Origin of the sequence: Arthrobacter silviterrae (assembly GCF_011045165.1) — a bacterium.
Lineage (GTDB): Bacteria > Actinomycetota > Actinomycetes > Actinomycetales > Micrococcaceae > Specibacter > Specibacter silviterrae.
Genome location: NZ_JAAKZI010000042.1, coordinates 12,601 through 30,410 on the forward strand (window position 1 = coordinate 12,601; position 17,810 = coordinate 30,410).

Consider the following 17,810-nt stretch of genomic DNA (forward strand, 5'->3'; position numbering starts at 1 on the left):
TCTAGGACTCCTTCCGTGTTTCCGTGGAAGCAGGGGGTTTGGCTCCTACGCGAGCGGGGGGACGGCCGCCAGCCAACCACCACAGTGCCGGGGCGAGGAACACCGCGCACACCGGATAGGTAAAGTCCTCGATCGGTGCCAGAAGGATGCGCGGGCCCAACAGGGTCTGGCCCCCGTAGTCGAAGAGGCCTGAACTGATCATCACATTGTCGAACACGGCGGTCAGGAGCAGCAGCACCACCAAAGAGGAAGCAACGGGGGGCAGGACGCTGCGCAGGCCAATGTGCTTCAGGCGGAGTGCCACGAGGAAAAGCAGTATCGAACCGGCCATGAAATATATGGAGAGCAGCGCAAATTTCACGGCACATCCTTTGTTGTGGTTGACCGGTTGTTCCCTTTGGCTGCGGCCCGGTGTGCCCGCCATTTGCCAAACCCGAGGATCAAGAGCATTGCCTGGTAACAAAAGAAGAGGAGGAAAAAGGCTTCCTCCAACGGCAGCTGGTCACCGAGCATGGCCCCGGTCATCAGTGGTGATTCGCGGTGCACGAAGATGCCCTGGTCAATCGCGATGTCGTCCCACAACAAGAAGAAGGCGGTGGCGCCCAGCAAAGTCACAAGCGCCGGCACAGGTTGCGAAAAAACAAACAAATGGTGTCGGGCATCGATGGCCGCCATGGCGCAGCTCAGCACCATGAGTATTAAAAGGTAAGTCACGTTTCGGTCCGCCATCCCTCCGCCGTCCCGGTGGCTGGGAGTGTCATCGGGCCCGGGGCTTTGATGTTGTTGACGCTTTTGGCGACGAGTTCTGCGCTGATCAAGCACATGGGGATCCCAATGCCTGGCCGCACGGAGCTGCCTGCATAGTGAAGTCCGTGAACCTTGCGGTTGCGGTTTGCCGGTCGGAGGAATGCGCTCTGCCGCAGAGTGTGGGCGAGCCCCAGCGCCCCGCCCTGCCACGCATTGACGTTGTTCACGAAGTCTTCCGGGCCGTAGCTTTGCCTAACCATGATGCGTTCGCGCAGGTCTGCGATCCCCGCCCACTCGGCGATCTGGTCAAGGGCGGCATCAGCGATTTTTTCCACCTGTGGGCTTCCCCGGCCGTCGGGGCCGCCGCAACCCCAGCCCGGCAGTGCCGGGGCAGGGATGAGGATGAAAAGGTTCTCACACCCATCCGGTGCAACGGAGGGATCGGTGTGGCTGGGCATGCACATGTACACGCTGGTTTCCGGTTCAAGATCTTCGCCGGCATGAATGCGGCGGAAGTTTTCCCCCCAGTCCCGGGTGAAGAACAAATTGTGGTGGTTCAATTGCGGCAGCCTGCCCCTGATGCCCAAGCACAGCAGCACGGCGCTGGGCCCGGGATCCCGGCGCTTCCACGAACCGGCCGAGTGGGATCTGTATTCCGGCGGCAGCAGTGCGGTCTCGATATGGTGCAAGTCTGCGGCGCCAACGACGACGTCGGCCTCCACGCGCTGATATTTTGGGCCGCTTGTGGCAGTGTTGACCCAACTGACGGCTTCGACCCTGGCTTGGCCTGCGGCAGTGGCCACTTCGATGCGGTCCACCCGGGCCTCGGTGATGATTTCAACCCCGGCCTGGCGGCAGATCTGCGCCATCGCATCGACGGTGTGTGCGAAGCCCCCCATCGGGTATTGGACGCCCTGGGTGAGGTCCAAGTGGCTCATCAGGTGATAGAGCGCCGGGGTTCGCTGCGGGCTTGAGCCGAGAAAGACAGCAGGATAGCCAAGGACCTGGCGCAATCGAGGATCGTTGAAGCGCTTCGCCACGAACTTTTCCAAGGACGTGGACAGAAGCGGGGCAAGCCGTGGCAGCAGCTTGAGGAGCTGGGGCTTGAAGAAGGTGGCAGGGGAGGAGAAATCGTCGTACAGGAAGTGCTGCAGGGCCAGGGAGTGGCTGCCCTGTGCCTGCTTTCGATACTCGTGCAGGGCGGCTCCGGCACCGGGCTGCAGGGATTCAAAGACGGCATCCGCGCCGCCGCCGGCAGGCAGGTCCATCGGTGTTCCGGCGTCAAACCAGACCCGGTAACCCGGGTCAAGCCGGACCAGTTCGAGGGCGTCGTCGGTGGTTGTGCCCATCAACTCGAACCAGTGCCCGATGACCTCTGGCATCAAATACCATGAGGGGCCGGTGTCGAAACTGAACCCGTCCCTTTGCAAACGTCCGGCCCTGCCCCCCAGATGTGGCTGCTGTTCAAGCAGCGTCACCTTGTGGCCTGTCGCCGCCAGCAAACCCGCTGTTGCCAGTCCAGAGAAGCCCCCGCCGATGACCACCACCCGCCCTGGGGCTGTTCCGTGCTGTGCTTTGCCGGTGGCCTTCATTTGTGGCCCTCCGGCTCGTGGATGCCTGGGCGCCGGCATAACTTTTTGGCTAGATGCGCGCCAACAACCCGCAACACTATGGCTGCCTTGCGCCACGGTGCCACGGACACCCGCCGGGCCAGCAACTCCGCGGCGCTGGCCTGGCCCAACTGCTGGTTGAGCTCACTGAACAGTCCGTGCGCCAGGGACACCGCCAATTGTGCCCGGGGTGGCAGGAATACGAGTCCCTGCGCCGCCGCATCGAGGTCGGCCTTGATTTCCTTGACCAGCAAGTCCTTGTGGCCATTGGTGAATGTCTCCGGCGACAGGCCCGGGAAATAGCAGCGTCCCAATTCGCTCGTGTCGCTTGCCAGATCGCGCAGGAAGTTGACCTTCTGGAAGGCGGCACCGAGCCGCCGGGCGGCCTCTGCTGCTTGATCCTCGCCTCCGGTGGGGGCATGTGGTGCTGAACGGAAGACGCGCAGGCACATCAACCCCACCACCTCGGCGGAACCGTAAATGTACTTCTCCAGGGAAGACCCGTCGTGGGTTGACACGCTCAGGTCATTGCGCATGGAGGCGAAGAAGGGCCGGGTCAAGGTGGCATCGATGCCGCAGCACCGTGCCGTGGAGGCAAAGGCATGCACCACCATGTTGGTGCTGTACCCGGCTTGCAAGGCCGTCTCGGTCTCAGCTTCCAAACTGTCCAGGACCTGCCCGGTGGCTTCCGTGCTGAGCCCTGCCTCACAGGCAACGCCGTCGACGACTTCATCCACCAGCCGCACCAAGGCATACACATTGGCGATATGCGTGCGCGACTGCGGATCCAACATCCGGCAAGCCAGTGAGAACGAAGTTGAGTAGTTGTTGATCACCACTCGCGCGCTGTTGCTGGCGGTGGCGGAATAGCGCTCCAACGGAGTCGGTCCGGTGGTCTGCAAACCGGTCTCCGCCGACAATTTTGTTGGCATGTGGTCGCGCACGGCTTATGCCCCCCTGGTCAAGATCAGTGTTGCAAACGCATGGAGTTGATCGGAAACAGTTGAGGGCAGCTCGAGCTGCCGAGCTGATTGCAGTGCATCGTCGCAGAGGTCCTGGGCCAGTTTTCGAGCAAGGCTTTCCGCGTCCGCGGCTTCCAGGACCGAACGAAGCGAGGAGACAGCGGGTGTTTGTGTGCGCAGCCTCGTCAGGTTCTCACGAAATGCGGGCTGTGCGGCGGCCATCGCAGTCAATATGGTGCTTTTCCCTTCGCGGAGGTCGGAGTCCACGGATTTTCCGGTCCTGACGGGATCGCCGAACGTGCCCAGGACGTCATCAATGAGTTGGTAGGCCAGGCCCAGCTGGCCGCCAACCCCGGCCAGTGACTCTGCCTCCGCAACAGTTGCCCCGGCCAGCAGGGCACCGGCCTGCAGGGGAAACCTGAATGAGTAGGAAGCGGTTTTGAGCTCTTCCATGCGCAACACCTGATGCACCGTGGCCGGTGACCGTCCCAGGGAATACAGCAGGTCTTCCAGTTCCCCGGCACCTGCCTGGTGGATGGCGAGTTGGAAGAATGTCTCAAGGGCGGGTGCCTGGGCCAGGGATCTCCCCGCCCGGACCGCCATGGAAATGGCCGTCGCGAGGAGCATGTCGCCGGAAATAATCGCCGCCGAGTGTCCGGTGTGTTCAGCTTCCGGAAGGGATCTTCCGGCAGCCACGGCTTCGTTGCGGTACAACGCCGAGAGCGTGGGACGTCCGCGGCGGGTGAAATCCCTGTCAATGACATCGTCATGCATCAACAATGAGGTGTGCAGCAGTTCAAAAGCGCACCCCAACAGAACCACCCGGTCCCCGTCACCAGGTGATTCGGATGGCGGATGATTATCTGGAGGTGAAAACGCGTCGTATCCGAGTTTGACCAAGCGGGGACGGGCCCGCTTTCCGCCTTGCAGCGCTGCCCCGATGCGATGCCACAGAGTTCCTGCCGCCGCGGAATATTCCGCGGCCGCGTTCGTGCAGCCCTGCAGGACGCGGGCCAGTTCGGCCTCGACAGCGCTTTCGTAGCACGAACCGGCCGTGATGGTGCCGTCCACGTCCGGCTCTGCAGCCTTCCAGCTCGGCAAACTCATGATCGGCCCTTCTGCTTCGCCGGCGTGCCTGCAGGCCGGGATTCGCTGTGCACCTGTATGGAGTGGAGTACATCTTCCAGAAACGCCACCACTGCCTGCTGGTTCTCGGGTGTTGCATGGTTGAGGTGTTCATGGGGCTCCTGGAATATCGGTCGCAGTGCAGAGACCATCAGCCCAACGGTCTCAGGACTGGCATGAACTAGGACGCTTCGCCGGTCCGAGGGGTGTGGGGTGCGCACAACATGCCCCCGCGCGCTCAACCTGTCGACGAGTGCAGAGGACGCGGCGGAGGATATCGATAGCTTCCCGGCCAACCCTCCAGGGGTCAGGGGCGCACCAAATACCAAGTGCCGCAGCGCATTGAAGTCCGTTGCGTTGATCTGCAGCTGCCGGCACAAAGTATGCGTCAACGTATCACTTGACAGCAGCACTTCATGGAGCAATGCGGCCGCAGGCGGGCTGCCGTCGCTGACATGGGTGGAAATACTTGGTCGCACTTTACCTCGAAGGGTTGATTGCTCGCTTATCTAGATACATTATGGGATATATAACTCACGCTTGTCTAATAATGAAACGCAAACGGAAATCCAGCTCGACAATGCATAGGAGCATCGGATGAAGGCAACATGCACGGCGTCAATGGCCGCCCGGTTCCTTTGCGCAGCCGCAGGTTTGGTGGCGGCATTGCGCGCTTTTGTTGCCCGTGGATCTTTGGTGAGTATGCCATGAGTGTCATCGCCGCCACCGGCGCCAACGGCTACATTGGTGGCGGGCTGGTCCCGACACTTCTGGAGCAGGGGCACACAGGGCGTGTTCTGACGCGGCGGAGCCATGCCCTGCGCGGCGTGCCCTGGAGCGGCAGGGTCCATGTGGTAACCGGCGACCAGTCCGATCCTCACGCGGTCCAGAAGTTGTACGACGGCGCAACGCCTTTGTACTACCTGGCGCATTCGATGTCCGACAACAAGGATTTCGCCCCAGTGGAGGAGCAGTGCGCCCAGATTGTGGCAGCTGTGGCCAGCCAGGAAGGCGCTGTGCGGCTGATCTACTTGTCTGGCCCGCATCCCGAAGGTTAGTTGGGCCGGCCCGTGTGCTCAAGGGCCAAGGTCAAGGCTGGCGAGATTCTTGAATCACGCGGCATTGCCACCCTGACCCTGCAAACGGGCCTGATCATTGGCTCCGGCTCGGCCAGCTTCGAGATGGTGCGCCACCTCACCGACCTCCTGCCCGTCATGCCAGCCCCGCGCTGGGTGCTGAACAGGGTCCAACCAATTGCCATCAGGGATGCCCTGCGCTACCTTTCTCAGGCCGCCGGTCGTCCACCCGTAGTAGCCGGCCGATCCGACATTGGCGGACCTGAGTCACACAGCTACGCAGACCTCATGCCGCTCGATGCGGAAGCTGCCCCAATCCGGCGCCCACGGATACTCCCACTACCCGTCTTGGCGCCCGGGCTAGCTGCAATGGCCGTGAAGTTAGGCTGCGGGTTTTGTTGTCAACCAGTCGTCGGCGTTGATGATGTGTATGGTCACGTGGGCTGGTTGGGTTGGTCCGTGGGGTTTGGTGGCGCGGGCCTGAAACTTTGACATGGCTCGTTTGACGGTTCTTGGGCCGGTGCGGAGCCTGCGTGGGGGCAGGAGGTTGGCCAGGAGGTGCTCTCCGATTCGTCCGGCCAGCCCGTGCCAGCCCCGCCCGGGGTGGGCCTGTGGTGGTGCTCCGGTGATGACCGTGTCCCTGGCCGTGGTCAGTGCGATGGTGAAACTGGCCCGGTCCGCATCCAGGCCGGGGACCGCGTTGGTGGCCTCGCTCATCACGGTGCGCAGCAGCTGATCAGCGATGAGCAGGGCATAGATTTCCTGCTCGACCAATTGAACGGTGCGTGAGCGCAGGACCCTGCCGCCGAGCATCGTGGACTTGATCTCACTGAAGGCCGTTTCGACTTCCCAACGCTCGTGGTAAAGGCGCATCAAGGCCTTGGCGGTGCCCTGGGCCGGGTCGGTAAGGTTCGTGACGAGCCGGTACGTTTCGGTGCGTTCCTCCCCGTCGGCGGTCTGCAGGGCAAGGGTTGCGGTGATGACCCTGATCTTCCTGCCGGCCAGCACCGAGTGGTAGGACCCGTCGGCCAGGGCCTGGTGCACGGGGAGGTGTTACGCGTCGCAGTGGATGCCTGTGAGTGGCCGCGTTGCCTGACGATGGGGCGTGGTTTCCCTGGTTTTTCTTTTTGCCTCTTGACCTTCTTCGTTGGCGGCGTCAGGCTGACGACAGACCCTGACCTTGGATTTTGGTTCAAGGTTTAACGACGAACGAGACCGGTGCCAGTTTCTAAGGCCGCACCAGTCTCGTTCTGACGCGAAATGAGTCGCGCTGTGCTTACCGTAAGCCACGATCCAGACACTGTCGAATTCCAGCTTCTGGGACGGGAGCTGGCCTGTCCGCTCTGTCCTGGCCGGCTGCGGCCCTGGGGGTTCGGGGTGGGGCGTGTGATCCGGTGTGGGGTGCCGGTGGTGGGCCGGCTGTTCACCCCGCGCCGGGCCCGCTGCAGCGACTGCGCAGCGACCCATATCCTGCTCCCGCCGGGGCTGGCCGCCCGCCGGGCCGATCATGCGGGGGTGATCGCCGAGGCCGTGGAGCTGAACATCGTGCAGGGTGCCGGGCACCGGAAGATCGCTGCGGTCCTCGGCCGCCCGGAGACCACCGTCCGGGATTGGCTGCGGACCTTCAGCGCCAACGCCCCGGCGGTCATGGCAGCATTCGCGCTCCGGGTGCACCGGGGCACTGCCGAGGCGTTGGGGTTCTGGCCGGCACCTGCCGCCACGTGGAAATCCAACGCCTTGGGCATGGTGATGGCCCATGCCCGGGTGCTGGCCCATCTGCACCGCGCCGTTGCCCAGTCCGTGGTCACGGTGCCGTGGCAGTATGCTGCCTTGTTTGCTCATGGGCCGTGGTTCTTTAGCAGGGTTGGATGGCCCGATGGGTGCAACACCAGCCCGCCCTGCCGCTAGTGCGGTAAATGGGCCAAGGTGGGGTTCACGTGCCATTTCCGCTGTGCCGGCGGTGGTGCGGTCCTTGTGTTTGACCCCACTGGAAGGAAATTTTTACTTGATGAGTGCTTCAGCCCAGCTGCCCGATCGGTTTGACCCTGCCCTGGTGCCGCCGGGAGCCGCAATACCGCTGGTTTCGGCGGTGCCGGCGAATCCGGCACCGCGGGCCACCACACCGTTGATGCGCAAGGAACATCGGGACAATATTGCGTTGTTCCGTTACCAGGTGATCCGGGGCGTGGCGGATCCGTCGTTGAGCACCCGCCAGCGTGGGCCGTTGGTGCGGGCGTTGGCGGCCGTGGATCATCCGTGGCCGTTTGGCGGGACCCGCCGCTACTCCAGGGAGACCCTGGACCGGTGGGTCAAGGCCTGGCACGAGGGCGGGTTCGACGGGCTGAAACCCGAAGAACGCGCCACCACGGGCGGGACTGATCCGACCGTGCTCGTCCTGGCCGAGTCGCTCAAGCGTGAGAAACCGAACCGGACCGCGGCCCAGGTCAAGCGGATCATCACCGAGACCCTGGGCCAGGCCCCCTCGGAGACGACCCTGCTGCGCCACTTTAGGGCGAGGAACATTTCCACCGGTGCCCGGCCGGTGGCCACCGGCCGCTTCGAAACGGCGGTCTCGAATGAAATTTGGGTTGGTGACGCCCTCCACGGCCCCCGCATCGGGGGCAGGAAAACGTATCTGTTCGCGTTCCTGGATGATCATTCCCGCATGGTCACGACCGCCCGCTGGGCCTGGGCCGAGGACGCCATCCGACTCTCAGCGGTGTTGCGCCCGGCCCTGCAAACCCACGGAATCCCCGACGTCGCCTACCTCGACAACGGGGCCGCGATGAGTGACAAATCCCTGGCCAGGACCTGCGCGAAGCTCGGGATCCGGCTCGTTCACTCGGCCCCGTACCGGCCCCAGGGACGCGGAAAAATCGAGCGCTTCTTGTGCGCCACGAGGCGCGCTGCTATATCCCCGGTGCAGCCGGGACAAACTCGAAGGGAGGTTTGTGGGTCTGATGGCTTACCCGGATACCGAAAGGTAATGGGGACCGTAGCATGCCAGTAAATCGGCGACCGTGCCCAGGTGTTAGGGGCGGGGCGTCGGGAAGGCCCGCGTGACATGGCGAAGGCTTGATTGCTTGAATCCCAATCTCCAGAAGATGCAAGTTCACATCCACCGGAAATGACACCCGTCGCCGGTGCCGGTCCTGCCAAGGGGAGGAAAAATACTGCGGCAACCTTCGGGATCAGGAGCGATGCCCAATGAGGGCATTTAAGGAGATGAGTGGGGCGCCTAAATCATGCTCGATACGTATAGCAGCGACGAACGTGGGATCACCTACCGGGCGCGAGCCCCATGGTGACGGAGGCCTCGTAGTAGTCGCCGGAGTCACGACCGGCCAAGGAGGACGGGAAAGCCGTCCGCAGGGCGAAGGGGGCCAGATGATGAAAGATGACCGGCAGAAATGAGGTATGCGAAATGCAGAACGCCGAAGCAGTTCTGGGCATCTTGCGTGAACGCGGCAAACGCGGTTTGCCGTGCAATGAGCTATATCGACAACTATTCAACCCAGCGTTCTATCTGTTGGCCTACGGGCGCATCTACTCCAACAAGGGGGCGATGACTCCGGGGGTCACAGCGGAAACGGTGGATGGCATGTCTATGGGCAAGATCGAGGCCATCATTGAGGCCATGCGTCACGAACGCTACCGATTCAAGCCCTCACGGCGGATTCTCATTCCCAAAAAGAACGGGAAGACCCGCCCTCTGGGCCTGCCAACATGGTCAGACAAACTCGTCGGCGAAGTCGTGCGCCTGCTTCTTGAGGCATACTACGAGCCGACGTTTTCCGACCGTTCCCACGGGTTCCGGCCCGGACGGGGCTGCCATACCGCGTTGCGGGAGGTAGACGCTGTCTGGAAGGGAACCACATGGTTCATCGAGGGAGATATTGCCGACTGTTTCGGATCGCTCGATCACGAAGTGTTGATCAGCATCTTGTCGGAAAAGATTCAGGACGGGCGTTTCTTGGCCCTGATATCGGGCATGCTCAGTGCCGGGTATTTGGAGGACTGGAAATTGGGTGCAACGTTTTCCGGTGCACCCCAAGGCGGTATCGCCTCGCCGGTCCTGTCAAATATCTACCTGCATAAGTTGGATGAATTTGTTGAGAACACGCTCATTCCGGAATACACCCGGGGCCGGTTGCGGAAACGAAATCCCGTATACCGGTCGGTGGAAGCAAAGATACTGAGGGCAAGGCGGCGCGGTGACACTCCAGCAATCAGGGAACTTCGCCGCCAGCAACACGCCCTGCCGAGCCAGGATCCGCAAGATCCTGACTATCGGCGTCTGCGCTACATCCGTTATGCGGATGACCACCTGCTCGGGTTCGCCGGGCCAAAGGCTGAAGCCGAGGCCATCAAGGAGCGTTTGGGGGTGTTCCTGCGTGAAGAACTCAAGCTGGAACTATCTCCGGAAAAGACGCTGGTCACCCACGCCCGCACGGGCGCGGCACGATTCCTCGGCTATGACATCCATGTTGGGCACAATCAGCATTATCAGCGCAAGGGACGTCGTTCCCTGAACGGTGAGATCCAGCTGTCCGTGCCCGATACGGTGATCAAATCGGCTGCGTCCCCGTACCTGTCTAAGGGGAAACCCGGACGCCGCCCCGCCTGGATGGCACTCGATGATTACACCATCGTGGCCAACTTTGGGGCGAAGTATCGGGGTATCGCCCAGTACTACATGCTTGCCGTTGACATCCGCAAGATGCACCGGCTGCGTTGGGTCATGGAAACGTCCATGCTCAAAACCCTGGCAGGGAAACATGGCTCCTCGGTGACGAAGATGGCGGCACGCTACAAAGCCAAAATCAACACATCCGGGGGCCTGCGGACCTGTTTCGAGGCCACCCTCGAACGCGAAGGCATGAAGCCACTGCTGGCACGGTTCGGCGGTTTTCCGCTTGCACGACAGAAAAGGGCGTTCTTGAATGATCGCCTGATTACAGGACCGGCATACCCGCACAAGGAGCTGATTATCAGGCTCCGGCACGGTGTATGTGAGATCTGTGGAAGCCGCGACGGGGTGCGAGTGCACCACATCAAGGCTCTCGCCGATCTCGACCGATCCGCAACCGCACCGCCATGGGCGCAGATCATGGCCGCACGACAACGAAAAACACTCATTGTCTGCGGCAGCTGTTACGACCTCACCCACCCGTAACCACTTCGGGAATGGCGTTCACGTTAACATCATTGGAGAGCCGGATGCCGGGAAACTGGCACGTCCGGTTCGGAGGGAGGCCACGCGGAAAAGGACCCCATCAGGGGCACCTCGCCGCGTGGCCGACCCTACCCAACACCGTCACCAGCCAGTTCCTGGGCGAAATCACCGTCACCGACACCCCCATGCTCCCGGGCACCGGCCCGGAGGCCGGCTCGCAGATCAGCTCCCTTCAAGAGCTGAACACGCTCTTTACCGCGTGGGTGAACATGGTCTACCACCACACCGTGCACACCAGCACCGGGCAAACACCGCTGGCCCGGTGGGAAGCGTCCTGGGAACACCGGGAACCGGTCCGCAAACCCCTGGACGAGATCCGACAGGCGTTCCTGTGGTCAGACACCCGCAGGGTGAGCAAGACCGGGACGGTGTCCCTGCACTCGAACAGCTATGAAGTGGACCCGCTGCTGGCCGGCACCACAGTCGAGCTGGTCTACGACCCCTTCGACCTCGACGGGGACATCACGGTCAACAACCACCAAGGACTCCCGGCGGGGACAGCGAAACCCCTCGACATTGGCCGGCACGTGCATGCCAAGGTCACCAACGCCGTGAAGGACAACGACAATGCTGCGAACATCAGCACCGGCATCAATTACCTGGACCTGGTCGCGACCCGGCACCGGCAATCACTGACCGGGGCGCCGATCAGCTTCGCCGACCTCCACGAACAAAACACCCAAAACCAGGCCGCCATCAAGGAGGAGTCCCGTTGAGCCAGATCGATACCCTGCAATCCTATTTTGGCTTTACCCGCATGCCCTTTGGCCGTGACATCCCCCCGGCAGCCCTGAACCAGCACCCCGGGCACCGGGAAGCCGTCGCACGCATCTCCTGGTGCATCGAGCAGCGCCGCATGGGAGTGATCGCCGGGGAAGTCGGGGCCGGGAAAACCGTCGCGGCCCGCGCCGCCCTGGCCCACCTGGAACCCTCACGGCACCAAATCATCTACATCCCGGACCCGACCATCGGGATCCGGGGAATCCGCTCGAGCATCGTCACCGCCCTCGGAGCCACACCCTCGTTCTTCGCCGGGGCCCTGGCCGCCCAGGCCGCGTCCCTGCTCGCCGGGGAACTCGATGAACGCTCCCGCCTTCCCGTCATTCTCATCGACGAGGCACACCTGCTCAGCAATGACGACCTCGAAGCACTCAGGATGCTCAGCAACGTCAGCATGGATACCGAGTCACACTTCGCACTGCTGCTCATCGGCCAACCCACCCTGCGCAGACGGTTGAAGCTAGCGGTCATGGCCGCCCTGGACCAGCGCATCGGCACCCGGTTCACCATCGGCGGCATGAACCTGGAAGACACCGGCGCCTACATCAAGGGACACCTCGGCTTCGCCGGACGATCCGATCCGCTCTTCTCCGAGGACGCCATCACCGTCATCCACCAAGCCTCCCGAGGCTACCCACGCACCATCAACAACCTCGCCCTCGCCGCACTCATGGCCACCCGCTCAGCAAAAAGCGCGATCGTGGACCAATCCGCAGCACAATCAGCAGTCAGTGAATTCAGCGAATAACCCACCGGCAGCCATGACGACCACGCCGCCACCATGACAACGAACGCCCCGCCAGGACCAACCCGGCGGGGCGTTCCCACACCCGGACCATCGTCAAACCCGGTGGCGGCCCCATCGTCAAACAACGCGACGGTCAACAGGAGGTTGCGGGCGTTCTTTACCCGCACCAGGTAGTGCGCCCCGGTATCGCTGATCCGGTGCAGCAGGGCTGCGGCGGCAAAGTTCCGGTCAGCCAACACGATCATCCCCGGCCCCATGCTCGGCAGCAGGGCCGGGGTTTGGGTTGTTTCCCCGTCACGGGTCGGCCCGAACACGGCATCAATGATGCTGCGGGTGCCGCAGGCAACCAGCGCCACCACACGGGCCTGCGGGTACCCGGTGCCGCCATGGAGCCCGGCCTGCTTGCTGTACTTGGCCAGGATGTGCCCGGTGTCGGGCAGGGACAGGATCGTGCCGTCCAGGGCACAGACCCGCAACGCCCCGAACCAGGACCCATCCCCGGTAATCGTCGGGGCAGGACCGCGCAGTATCTCGAAGATCCACCGCAGCGGCCCCACCCCGACCCGCCGCCGTGCCTGGCTCAACGCACTGGCACTAACGCCCGCCAGCACCCCGGAGCCCAGGCACAGCTTGCCCAGCACCGACCTGTACCCCAGCTCGGGGAACAAGGCCAGGGCCAGCACGAAATACACGACCACGCGCGAGGGCAGGGACCGGATGCGTCGTTCGCGGGCCAGGGTCGCGGTCAGGGCCTCATCCACCAGCTCAGCAGGCAGGTGCACGGTCAACTCACCCAAATGCGCCGGGTCCCAGACAGACACCGCCCGGGCAGCACGTGGTGTTGCCGGCGCGTGGCCAGGGGTGGATTCGTCATGAGAGGCCAAGGAATGAGACGATGGCATGCAGGAACTCCTGTGCAACATGTGGGCTTGAACATTCACATGTTTAACAGGGGTTCCGCCTCGTTAGCAGGACGTCTCACATCTTAAGACAAGACAGCGTGCAGAACCCCACCGCACCCCGGAGGCCATGCCCCGACCACGCTCCAAGGCACTCAATACCGCGCAGCGATACGGGCTTGCCCCCGGCACCGCCCGCCTAACTTCACGGCATTGGGGCTAGCCGCCCAATGGGTCAACCTTGTCGCCCCCATCCCGCGATCACTGGCCATTCCCTTAGTCGAGTCGCTCCAGCATGATTGCGTCATGAAAAACCGCGACATTGACACTGTGATTCCCCGCCCAAGGAACGGATTGACCGGGTATCGGCGGGCTGTCTTGCTGGCGTAGGCCAAAATGCTTGCACACACCGTGGAAACCACCTGGGTCACGGCACACGGCCTCGAAGCACCGGCCGACCCGCTCCCGTCAGACCCGCAATGGGCCGGCCATACGGTGTACGCCGACGTTCGCCAGCGGGAATCGACGGCCGGACCGGAAAACGCCTTCACGGTGATCCAAGGAATAGGCGGGGACACCGGCTACTACTCCCTGCCAGGGGCATGGGCCCTGCGGGGAATCATGGACAAACTCGTCGGCGGGGTCGGGTGGCGCCGTCGACGGCGCAGCCGGGGAAAACTGGCGCTCGGCGACGTCCTCGACTGGTGGAGGGTGAGGATATAGTGCCCAACCAACTGCTCAGGCTTCGAGCGGAGATGCGTGCCCCGGGCCGGTCCTGGCTCGAGTTCTACGTTGAACGCACAGAGTCGGGCAGCCACTAGACGCAACGTGCCGTCGTCCTTCCCCACGGGATTGCCGGGCGGCTGTACTGGCTGGCTATATTTCCGTTTGACGGCCGGATTTTCTCCTCCATGTCCAAACGCATCACCACCGCTGTGGCGGAGATCGAGGGCGGACAGCGCGACCCATAGCGTGAATCCACTTGGCAATGCCGGTCTGCGGCTGACCGCTCCTGCCGCATTCAGCGGCCGGAGTTATGGTGCCGTGTCGGAAAGCCAGTCACTTACGGCCCTTCATCGCCGACGGCCCAGGAAGGCGCCTCAGGCTTGGGCAACCTGCCCAGGCAGCACGAAACTGAGCACGCACCGCTGCCAGGAGCCAGCGCGCCTTCCTCCGTCACCGCCGGCGAATCAACAGGCTCGCCCCTGTATTGGGCTGCGCGTTCCAACGCCGCGTCGACGAGGCCGGCCACAAAGGAAGGGTCGGTGCCCACGGACTCAGCCCGCAAAAAGTCCATGCCCAATCCTGCAGCGGTCTGGGCAGCCTCCGTGTCGAGATCATATTTGACCTCCATGTGATCTGAAACAAAACCCAACGGCACAACAATGACACCGTCAATGCCTTCAGCCTTGAGCTCTTCCAAGCGGTCGTTGATATCCGGTTCCAGCCACGGCACATGAGGGGCACCCGAGCGGGAACAGAACACCAGCTCCGAATCCAGGTGCAGTCCAAGGCCGAGTTTCGCTTCGAGCCAGGACATCAGCTGTTCATGCTGCCCACGATATCCGGCCGTCCATCGCTCCGACGCCGCCTGCATGCTTTGCGGAATGGAGTGGGTGACGTACAACAGGCGGTGGCGGCGCGAATCAAGACCCCCGACCTGCTGTGCAAAGGCATCGACGGCCCGACGCACGCAGCCCAGCTCTGCATCGGCAAAACCCGGGTGGTTGTAATACTGGCGGATCTTCTCAAACGTTACAGGCATGCCCTCGGCAGCCAAGACATCAAGGGTCTGGGCGAAGTCTTCCCTGTACTGCCGGCAGGAGGAGTATGAGGAATAGGCGGAGGTGTCGATGGCCAGAAATTTGGTGCCCCCTGTTTCTGCCACAAAATCCCGAGCAACATCGGTCAGGAAAGGAGCCCAGTTGCGGTTGCCCCACAAAACCGGGGTTTCCAGGCCGCGTCGTGCCAGCTCCCGACGCAGTGATTCGAGAAGCTTCTGGTTCTGCTCGTTGATCGGCGACTTCCCGCCGAAACCGTAGTAATGTTCACCGACCTCGACCAGCCGTTCGTCAGGTATGCCCCGGCCGCGGGTCACGTTTTGCAAGAAGGGAAGAACATCAGCGTTCTTTTCCGGGCCTCCAAACGACATCAGAACGAGCGCATCGAAAGGTTCAAGATTCACATCGGTCATACGAGCAGTGTACAGATAATGCAACCCGGGCAGAGACATCGCCCGGCACGGATGCGCATTACTGTCGACCGCCGAGACCTGCACGCATGGACCAGGACTTCACCGTTGAACAGCGCTGGACAATACACCGGACAAAACGGGGCCCGGCGGCCGGGCGGGAATAAGCTTGGGCAATGCGCTTGGCGGGCTTGGGGGCGATCTTGTTGGCGGTGGCGGGGTTCACTGTCGTCGCCCGCCTTCTTCCATGAGTCGGCGTGGTGGCGTTGCTGGTGCGGGTGGCGCCGATCCTGTCGTTCGTGGCATCGATGACGGTGGTGACTGCGCTGGCTGGCGAGGCTGGGATTTTTCGGTGGGTGGCCGCGGTTTTCAGTTTTGGGGGGGCGCGGTCGGCATTTTTGGTGTGCCTGGTCGTGGCGATGGTCGCGGTGGTGTGCACGGTTTTCCTGTCCTTGGATGCGACGGCGGTTCTGCTGACTCGTGTGGTGGTTGGTACGGCGCGGCAGGCAGGGTTTTCGGTCCTGCCCCTTGCCCTGATGACGGTGTGGCTGGCCAACACCGCCAGCCTCCTGCTGCCGATGTCGAACCTGACCAACCTGCTGGCCCAAAACACCTTGGCTGGGATCATCCCGGCACGGTTTGCGGCCATGACGTGGGCCCCGGCACTTGTTCTTGCCGGTTGCGCTGCCGGGCATCGGTCTTATTTTCCGGGTGGACCTGGCCGGGCGCTCTGGCAGGAATCCGGCCGGCACGATCCGCCCAGGCAAGGTGGGCAGCGGTGGCGGCCCGGCCATGGGAGGAAGCGGGGCAGCGTCCGGTCGGCCGGCTCCCGACCACGCCTTCCTGGCGGCCAGCTCCGCTGTCCTGGCCGTCCTGCTGCCCGTCCTGGTTTCCGGGATTCAGTTGTGGATCCCGTCCACTGCCGCCGCCGTGGAGTTGGCAGCACTCTTTGCCGTGGGGTGCCGCCAGGCACTCACCATGGCATTGCTCCCGTGGCCGCTGCTGGTGCTCGCGTCGGGGCTGTTCCCGGCCATGGAGGCAGTCCGGGGCCTGGGCACATCACTGATCCTGGGACAGCCGGCGGGGCAGTGCAACGGACTGTGGGACCTGTTGCGGCTGGCAGCCACCGGCGCGGTCGGTGCCAACATCAAGGTCAACAACTTGCCTGCGTACCTGCTCATCGAACTCGCGGCGGGGACGCCGCAACGGCTGGCAGCCCTGCTCATCGGCGTCAATGCCGGGGCCCTGGTGACACCCTGGGCGTCCCCGGCAACACTGCTGTGGCACGGCCGGCACAAGCGCATGAATGTGGTGGCCCCTGGGAAGTGTACGTGCTGTGCGAGGTTGTGGCAGCTCCACTGACGGTGGCGGCCGCCGTGCGGGCCCTGGCTCTGGTGTCCAGGTGAGGCCCATGGGTGGGCTCCTTGCCGCCACGGAACTCCTGACGCCGGGGAACGAGCCGTTGGTGCGGAGCAGGCCCGGCCACAACATCGAAGGAAAGGTGCCCGGAAATTGTCACAGTGCGTTCCAGAATCCGCCGCCTGGCCGGGGCCGTGATAAACCTGATGGAGTGGTCAGCGGATATTCCTGCGACAGGTCACTGGTGCAGCCGCCGTCGGCCGCGCCGGCTGGGTGAAGCACCCGGCAGAATCGGCCATCCGGGTCGGAATCCCGGCCACTTGTCAATACATCCATTGTTACGAAAGGCACACCAGCATGGCAGGCGAAGACCACGGAAACACCCACCCGGGGACCCCGGCCCAGGCTTGGGCCAGGCTCATGGAGGGAAATCGGCGGTTCGTTGAGAGTGTCGCGTCCCACCCCAACCAGGATGCCGCCCGCCGGTCGTCCCTGGCGGGCGGGCAGCACCCGTTTGTGACGATTTTTGGCTGTTCGGACTCGCGCCTGGCGGCCGAGATCATTTTTGATATGGGCCTGGGCGACGCCTTCGTGGTCCGTACCGCGGGACATGTCATCGACAACACCGCACTGGGCTCGATCGAGTTCGGCGAGGATTTCCTGGACGTGCCGCTGATCGTGGTGCTGGGCCATGACAGCTGTGGCGCTGTGACGGCCACGAAGGGTTCCGTTGAGACGGGGGCCATGCCGGCCGGGCACGTCCGGGGCATCGTGGAGCTCATCACCCCGTCCGTGCTGGCTGCCCTGCGCATTGACAGTGCCAGCAGCATTGATTCGATGGTGGCCGAGCACGTGAAGCAGACCGCCGCGCGACTGCTGGAGGAATCGCCCATTATCGCCGAGGGCGTCGCCAGCCAAAAAACCGCCGTGGTCGGTCTGACGTACCACCTCAACGACGGGCGCGCCGAACTGGTCTACAGCAACGGTCCCATCACCGCCTGAACCGTCCGCAGCGACGGCCCGGCCACCGCAAAGACCGGCACGACGGCGGACCACGGGTGCCGCCGTCGTCCCCGC

The 17,810-nt window shown here is 63.3% G+C and carries 19 protein-coding genes and 1 pseudogene; 11 read left to right on the plus strand and 9 right to left on the minus strand.

Translation table 11 applies throughout. From position 1 onward, the window contains the following. Nucleotide 1 precedes the first annotated feature (1 nt). The 6 genes from G6N77_RS20015 to G6N77_RS20485 are packed head-to-tail and all read right to left on the minus strand — an operon-like array spanning nt 2 to nt 4,923. Nucleotides 2-361 carry a lycopene cyclase domain-containing protein gene (locus tag G6N77_RS20015; RefSeq protein ID WP_306987167.1) on the minus strand — a complete coding sequence of 120 codons (360 nt, stop codon included), beginning with the start codon at nt 359-361 and terminating at the stop codon, nt 2-4. Then, nucleotides 358-714 carry a lycopene cyclase domain-containing protein gene (locus G6N77_RS17490; protein WP_165183455.1) on the minus strand — a complete coding sequence of 119 codons (357 nt, stop codon included), beginning with the start codon at nt 712-714 and terminating at the stop codon, nt 358-360. Before G6N77_RS17490 ends, G6N77_RS20015 begins: the two co-directional genes overlap by 4 nt. Beyond that, the gene (crtI, locus tag G6N77_RS17495) at nt 711-2,339 is read right to left on the minus strand and encodes a phytoene desaturase family protein (RefSeq protein ID WP_165183456.1); all 1,629 of its coding nucleotides are present in this window, start codon (nt 2,337-2,339) and stop codon (nt 711-713) included. Before crtI ends, G6N77_RS17490 begins: the two co-directional genes overlap by 4 nt. Further along, entirely contained in the window at nt 2,336-3,289 is a 954-nt protein-coding gene (locus tag G6N77_RS17500; protein WP_165183457.1) for a phytoene/squalene synthase family protein, read from the minus strand. Before G6N77_RS17500 ends, crtI begins: the two co-directional genes overlap by 4 nt. 15 nt (nt 3,290-3,304) lie before the next feature. Next, a complete protein-coding gene (locus G6N77_RS17505; protein ID WP_165183458.1) occupies nt 3,305-4,426 on the minus strand; it encodes a polyprenyl synthetase family protein in 1,122 nt (373 codons plus the stop codon). Further along, a complete protein-coding gene (locus G6N77_RS20485) occupies nt 4,423-4,923 on the minus strand; it encodes a MarR family winged helix-turn-helix transcriptional regulator (RefSeq protein ID WP_165183459.1) in 501 nt (166 codons plus the stop codon). The genes G6N77_RS17505 and G6N77_RS20485 overlap by 4 nt, the downstream gene beginning before the upstream one ends. A gap of 228 nt (nt 4,924-5,151) precedes the next feature. Between G6N77_RS20485 and G6N77_RS17515 the strand changes: the two genes are divergently transcribed. Next, nucleotides 5,152-5,502 carry an NAD(P)H-binding protein gene (locus G6N77_RS17515; RefSeq protein ID WP_165183460.1) on the plus strand — a complete coding sequence of 117 codons (351 nt, stop codon included), beginning with the start codon at nt 5,152-5,154 and terminating at the stop codon, nt 5,500-5,502. A gap of 399 nt (nt 5,503-5,901) precedes the next feature. Here the strand turns inward: G6N77_RS17515 and G6N77_RS17520 are convergent, their stop codons facing one another. Next, nucleotides 5,902-6,564: a transposase gene (locus tag G6N77_RS17520; protein WP_165183461.1), complete on the minus strand. Its 663-nt coding sequence runs from the start codon at nt 6,562-6,564 to the stop codon at nt 5,902-5,904. Nucleotides 6,565-6,906: 342 nt separating this feature from the next. Here G6N77_RS17520 and G6N77_RS17525 point away from each other — a divergent pair, with 342 nt between their 5' ends. From G6N77_RS17525 to G6N77_RS17545, 5 genes are all read left to right on the plus strand, one after another. After that, nucleotides 6,907-7,428 (plus strand): helix-turn-helix domain-containing protein, encoded by a 522-nt coding sequence (locus G6N77_RS17525; RefSeq protein ID WP_165183462.1) that lies wholly within the window; start codon nt 6,907-6,909, stop codon nt 7,426-7,428. A gap of 100 nt (nt 7,429-7,528) precedes the next feature. Beyond that, a complete protein-coding gene (locus G6N77_RS17530; RefSeq protein WP_165183463.1) occupies nt 7,529-8,530 on the plus strand; it encodes a DDE-type integrase/transposase/recombinase in 1,002 nt (333 codons plus the stop codon). A gap of 414 nt (nt 8,531-8,944) precedes the next feature. Further along, nucleotides 8,945-10,696 carry a reverse transcriptase domain-containing protein gene (locus tag G6N77_RS17535; RefSeq protein WP_165183464.1) on the plus strand — a complete coding sequence of 584 codons (1,752 nt, stop codon included), beginning with the start codon at nt 8,945-8,947 and terminating at the stop codon, nt 10,694-10,696. 44 nt (nt 10,697-10,740) lie between these two features. Further along, nucleotides 10,741-11,472, plus strand: a complete 732-nt coding sequence (locus tag G6N77_RS17540; RefSeq protein WP_165183465.1) for a Mu transposase C-terminal domain-containing protein — start codon at nt 10,741-10,743, stop codon at nt 11,470-11,472. Beyond that, nucleotides 11,469-12,284 (plus strand): ExeA family protein, encoded by an 816-nt coding sequence (locus G6N77_RS17545; RefSeq protein WP_205678392.1) that lies wholly within the window; start codon nt 11,469-11,471, stop codon nt 12,282-12,284. The genes G6N77_RS17540 and G6N77_RS17545 overlap by 4 nt, the downstream gene beginning before the upstream one ends. On the opposite strand, the gene G6N77_RS17550 is transcribed toward G6N77_RS17545, so the two are convergent. Further along, nucleotides 12,167-13,081, minus strand: a complete 915-nt coding sequence (locus G6N77_RS17550; RefSeq protein WP_165183466.1) for an IS4 family transposase — start codon at nt 13,079-13,081, stop codon at nt 12,167-12,169. The two genes, G6N77_RS17545 and G6N77_RS17550, sit on opposite strands and share 118 nt — an antisense overlap. Before the next feature lie 498 nt (nt 13,082-13,579). Here G6N77_RS17550 and G6N77_RS20200 point away from each other — a divergent pair, with 498 nt between their 5' ends. Continuing rightward, nucleotides 13,580-13,906 (plus strand): DUF2867 domain-containing protein, encoded by a 327-nt coding sequence (locus G6N77_RS20200; protein WP_262453287.1) that lies wholly within the window; start codon nt 13,580-13,582, stop codon nt 13,904-13,906. A gap of 140 nt (nt 13,907-14,046) precedes the next feature. Beyond that, entirely contained in the window at nt 14,047-14,154 is a 108-nt protein-coding gene (locus G6N77_RS20205; RefSeq protein ID WP_262453338.1) for a hypothetical protein, read from the plus strand. Between the two features lie 92 nt (nt 14,155-14,246). Here the strand turns inward: G6N77_RS20205 and G6N77_RS17560 are convergent, their stop codons facing one another. Continuing rightward, complete coding sequence (locus G6N77_RS17560) at nt 14,247-15,377, minus strand: ferrochelatase (protein WP_165183467.1); 1,131 nt, start codon at nt 15,375-15,377, stop codon at nt 14,247-14,249. Between the two features lie 305 nt (nt 15,378-15,682). Between G6N77_RS17560 and G6N77_RS20490 the strand changes: the two are divergent. The 3 genes and pseudogenes from G6N77_RS20490 to G6N77_RS17570 form a co-directional block, all read left to right on the plus strand. Beyond that, nucleotides 15,683-15,991 (plus strand): annotated as a pseudogene (locus G6N77_RS20490) (SLC13 family permease); the annotation flags it as partial. Nucleotides 15,992-16,040: 49 nt separating this feature from the next. Next, nucleotides 16,041-16,736 (plus strand): transporter permease, encoded by a 696-nt coding sequence (locus G6N77_RS20025; protein ID WP_240902388.1) that lies wholly within the window; start codon nt 16,041-16,043, stop codon nt 16,734-16,736. Between the two features lie 354 nt (nt 16,737-17,090). Beyond that, nucleotides 17,091-17,735, plus strand: a complete 645-nt coding sequence (locus G6N77_RS17570) for a carbonic anhydrase (RefSeq protein ID WP_165183468.1) — start codon at nt 17,091-17,093, stop codon at nt 17,733-17,735. Nucleotides 17,736-17,810: the final 75 nt, after the last annotated feature.

What these genes read in the sequence shown, in the direction of transcription:
- G6N77_RS17500 (WP_165183457.1), bottom strand. Translation starts at nt 3,289, where the DNA reads ATGCCAACAAAATTGTCGGCGGAGACCGGTTTGCAGACCACCGGACCG.
- crtI (WP_165183456.1), bottom strand. Translation starts at nt 2,339, where the DNA reads ATGAAGGCCACCGGCAAAGCACAGCACGGAACAGCCCCAGGGCGGGTG.
- G6N77_RS17570 (WP_165183468.1), top strand. Translation starts at nt 17,091, where the DNA reads ATGGCAGGCGAAGACCACGGAAACACCCACCCGGGGACCCCGGCCCAG.
- G6N77_RS17560 (WP_165183467.1), bottom strand. Translation starts at nt 15,377, where the DNA reads ATGACCGATGTGAATCTTGAACCTTTCGATGCGCTCGTTCTGATGTCG.
- G6N77_RS17515 (WP_165183460.1), top strand. Translation starts at nt 5,152, where the DNA reads ATGAGTGTCATCGCCGCCACCGGCGCCAACGGCTACATTGGTGGCGGG.
- G6N77_RS17535 (WP_165183464.1), top strand. Translation starts at nt 8,945, where the DNA reads ATGCAGAACGCCGAAGCAGTTCTGGGCATCTTGCGTGAACGCGGCAAA.
- G6N77_RS17505 (WP_165183458.1), bottom strand. Translation starts at nt 4,426, where the DNA reads ATGAGTTTGCCGAGCTGGAAGGCTGCAGAGCCGGACGTGGACGGCACC.
- G6N77_RS20200 (WP_262453287.1), top strand. Translation starts at nt 13,580, where the DNA reads ATGCTTGCACACACCGTGGAAACCACCTGGGTCACGGCACACGGCCTC.
- G6N77_RS17540 (WP_165183465.1), top strand. Translation starts at nt 10,741, where the DNA reads ATGCCGGGAAACTGGCACGTCCGGTTCGGAGGGAGGCCACGCGGAAAA.
- G6N77_RS17530 (WP_165183463.1), top strand. Translation starts at nt 7,529, where the DNA reads ATGAGTGCTTCAGCCCAGCTGCCCGATCGGTTTGACCCTGCCCTGGTG.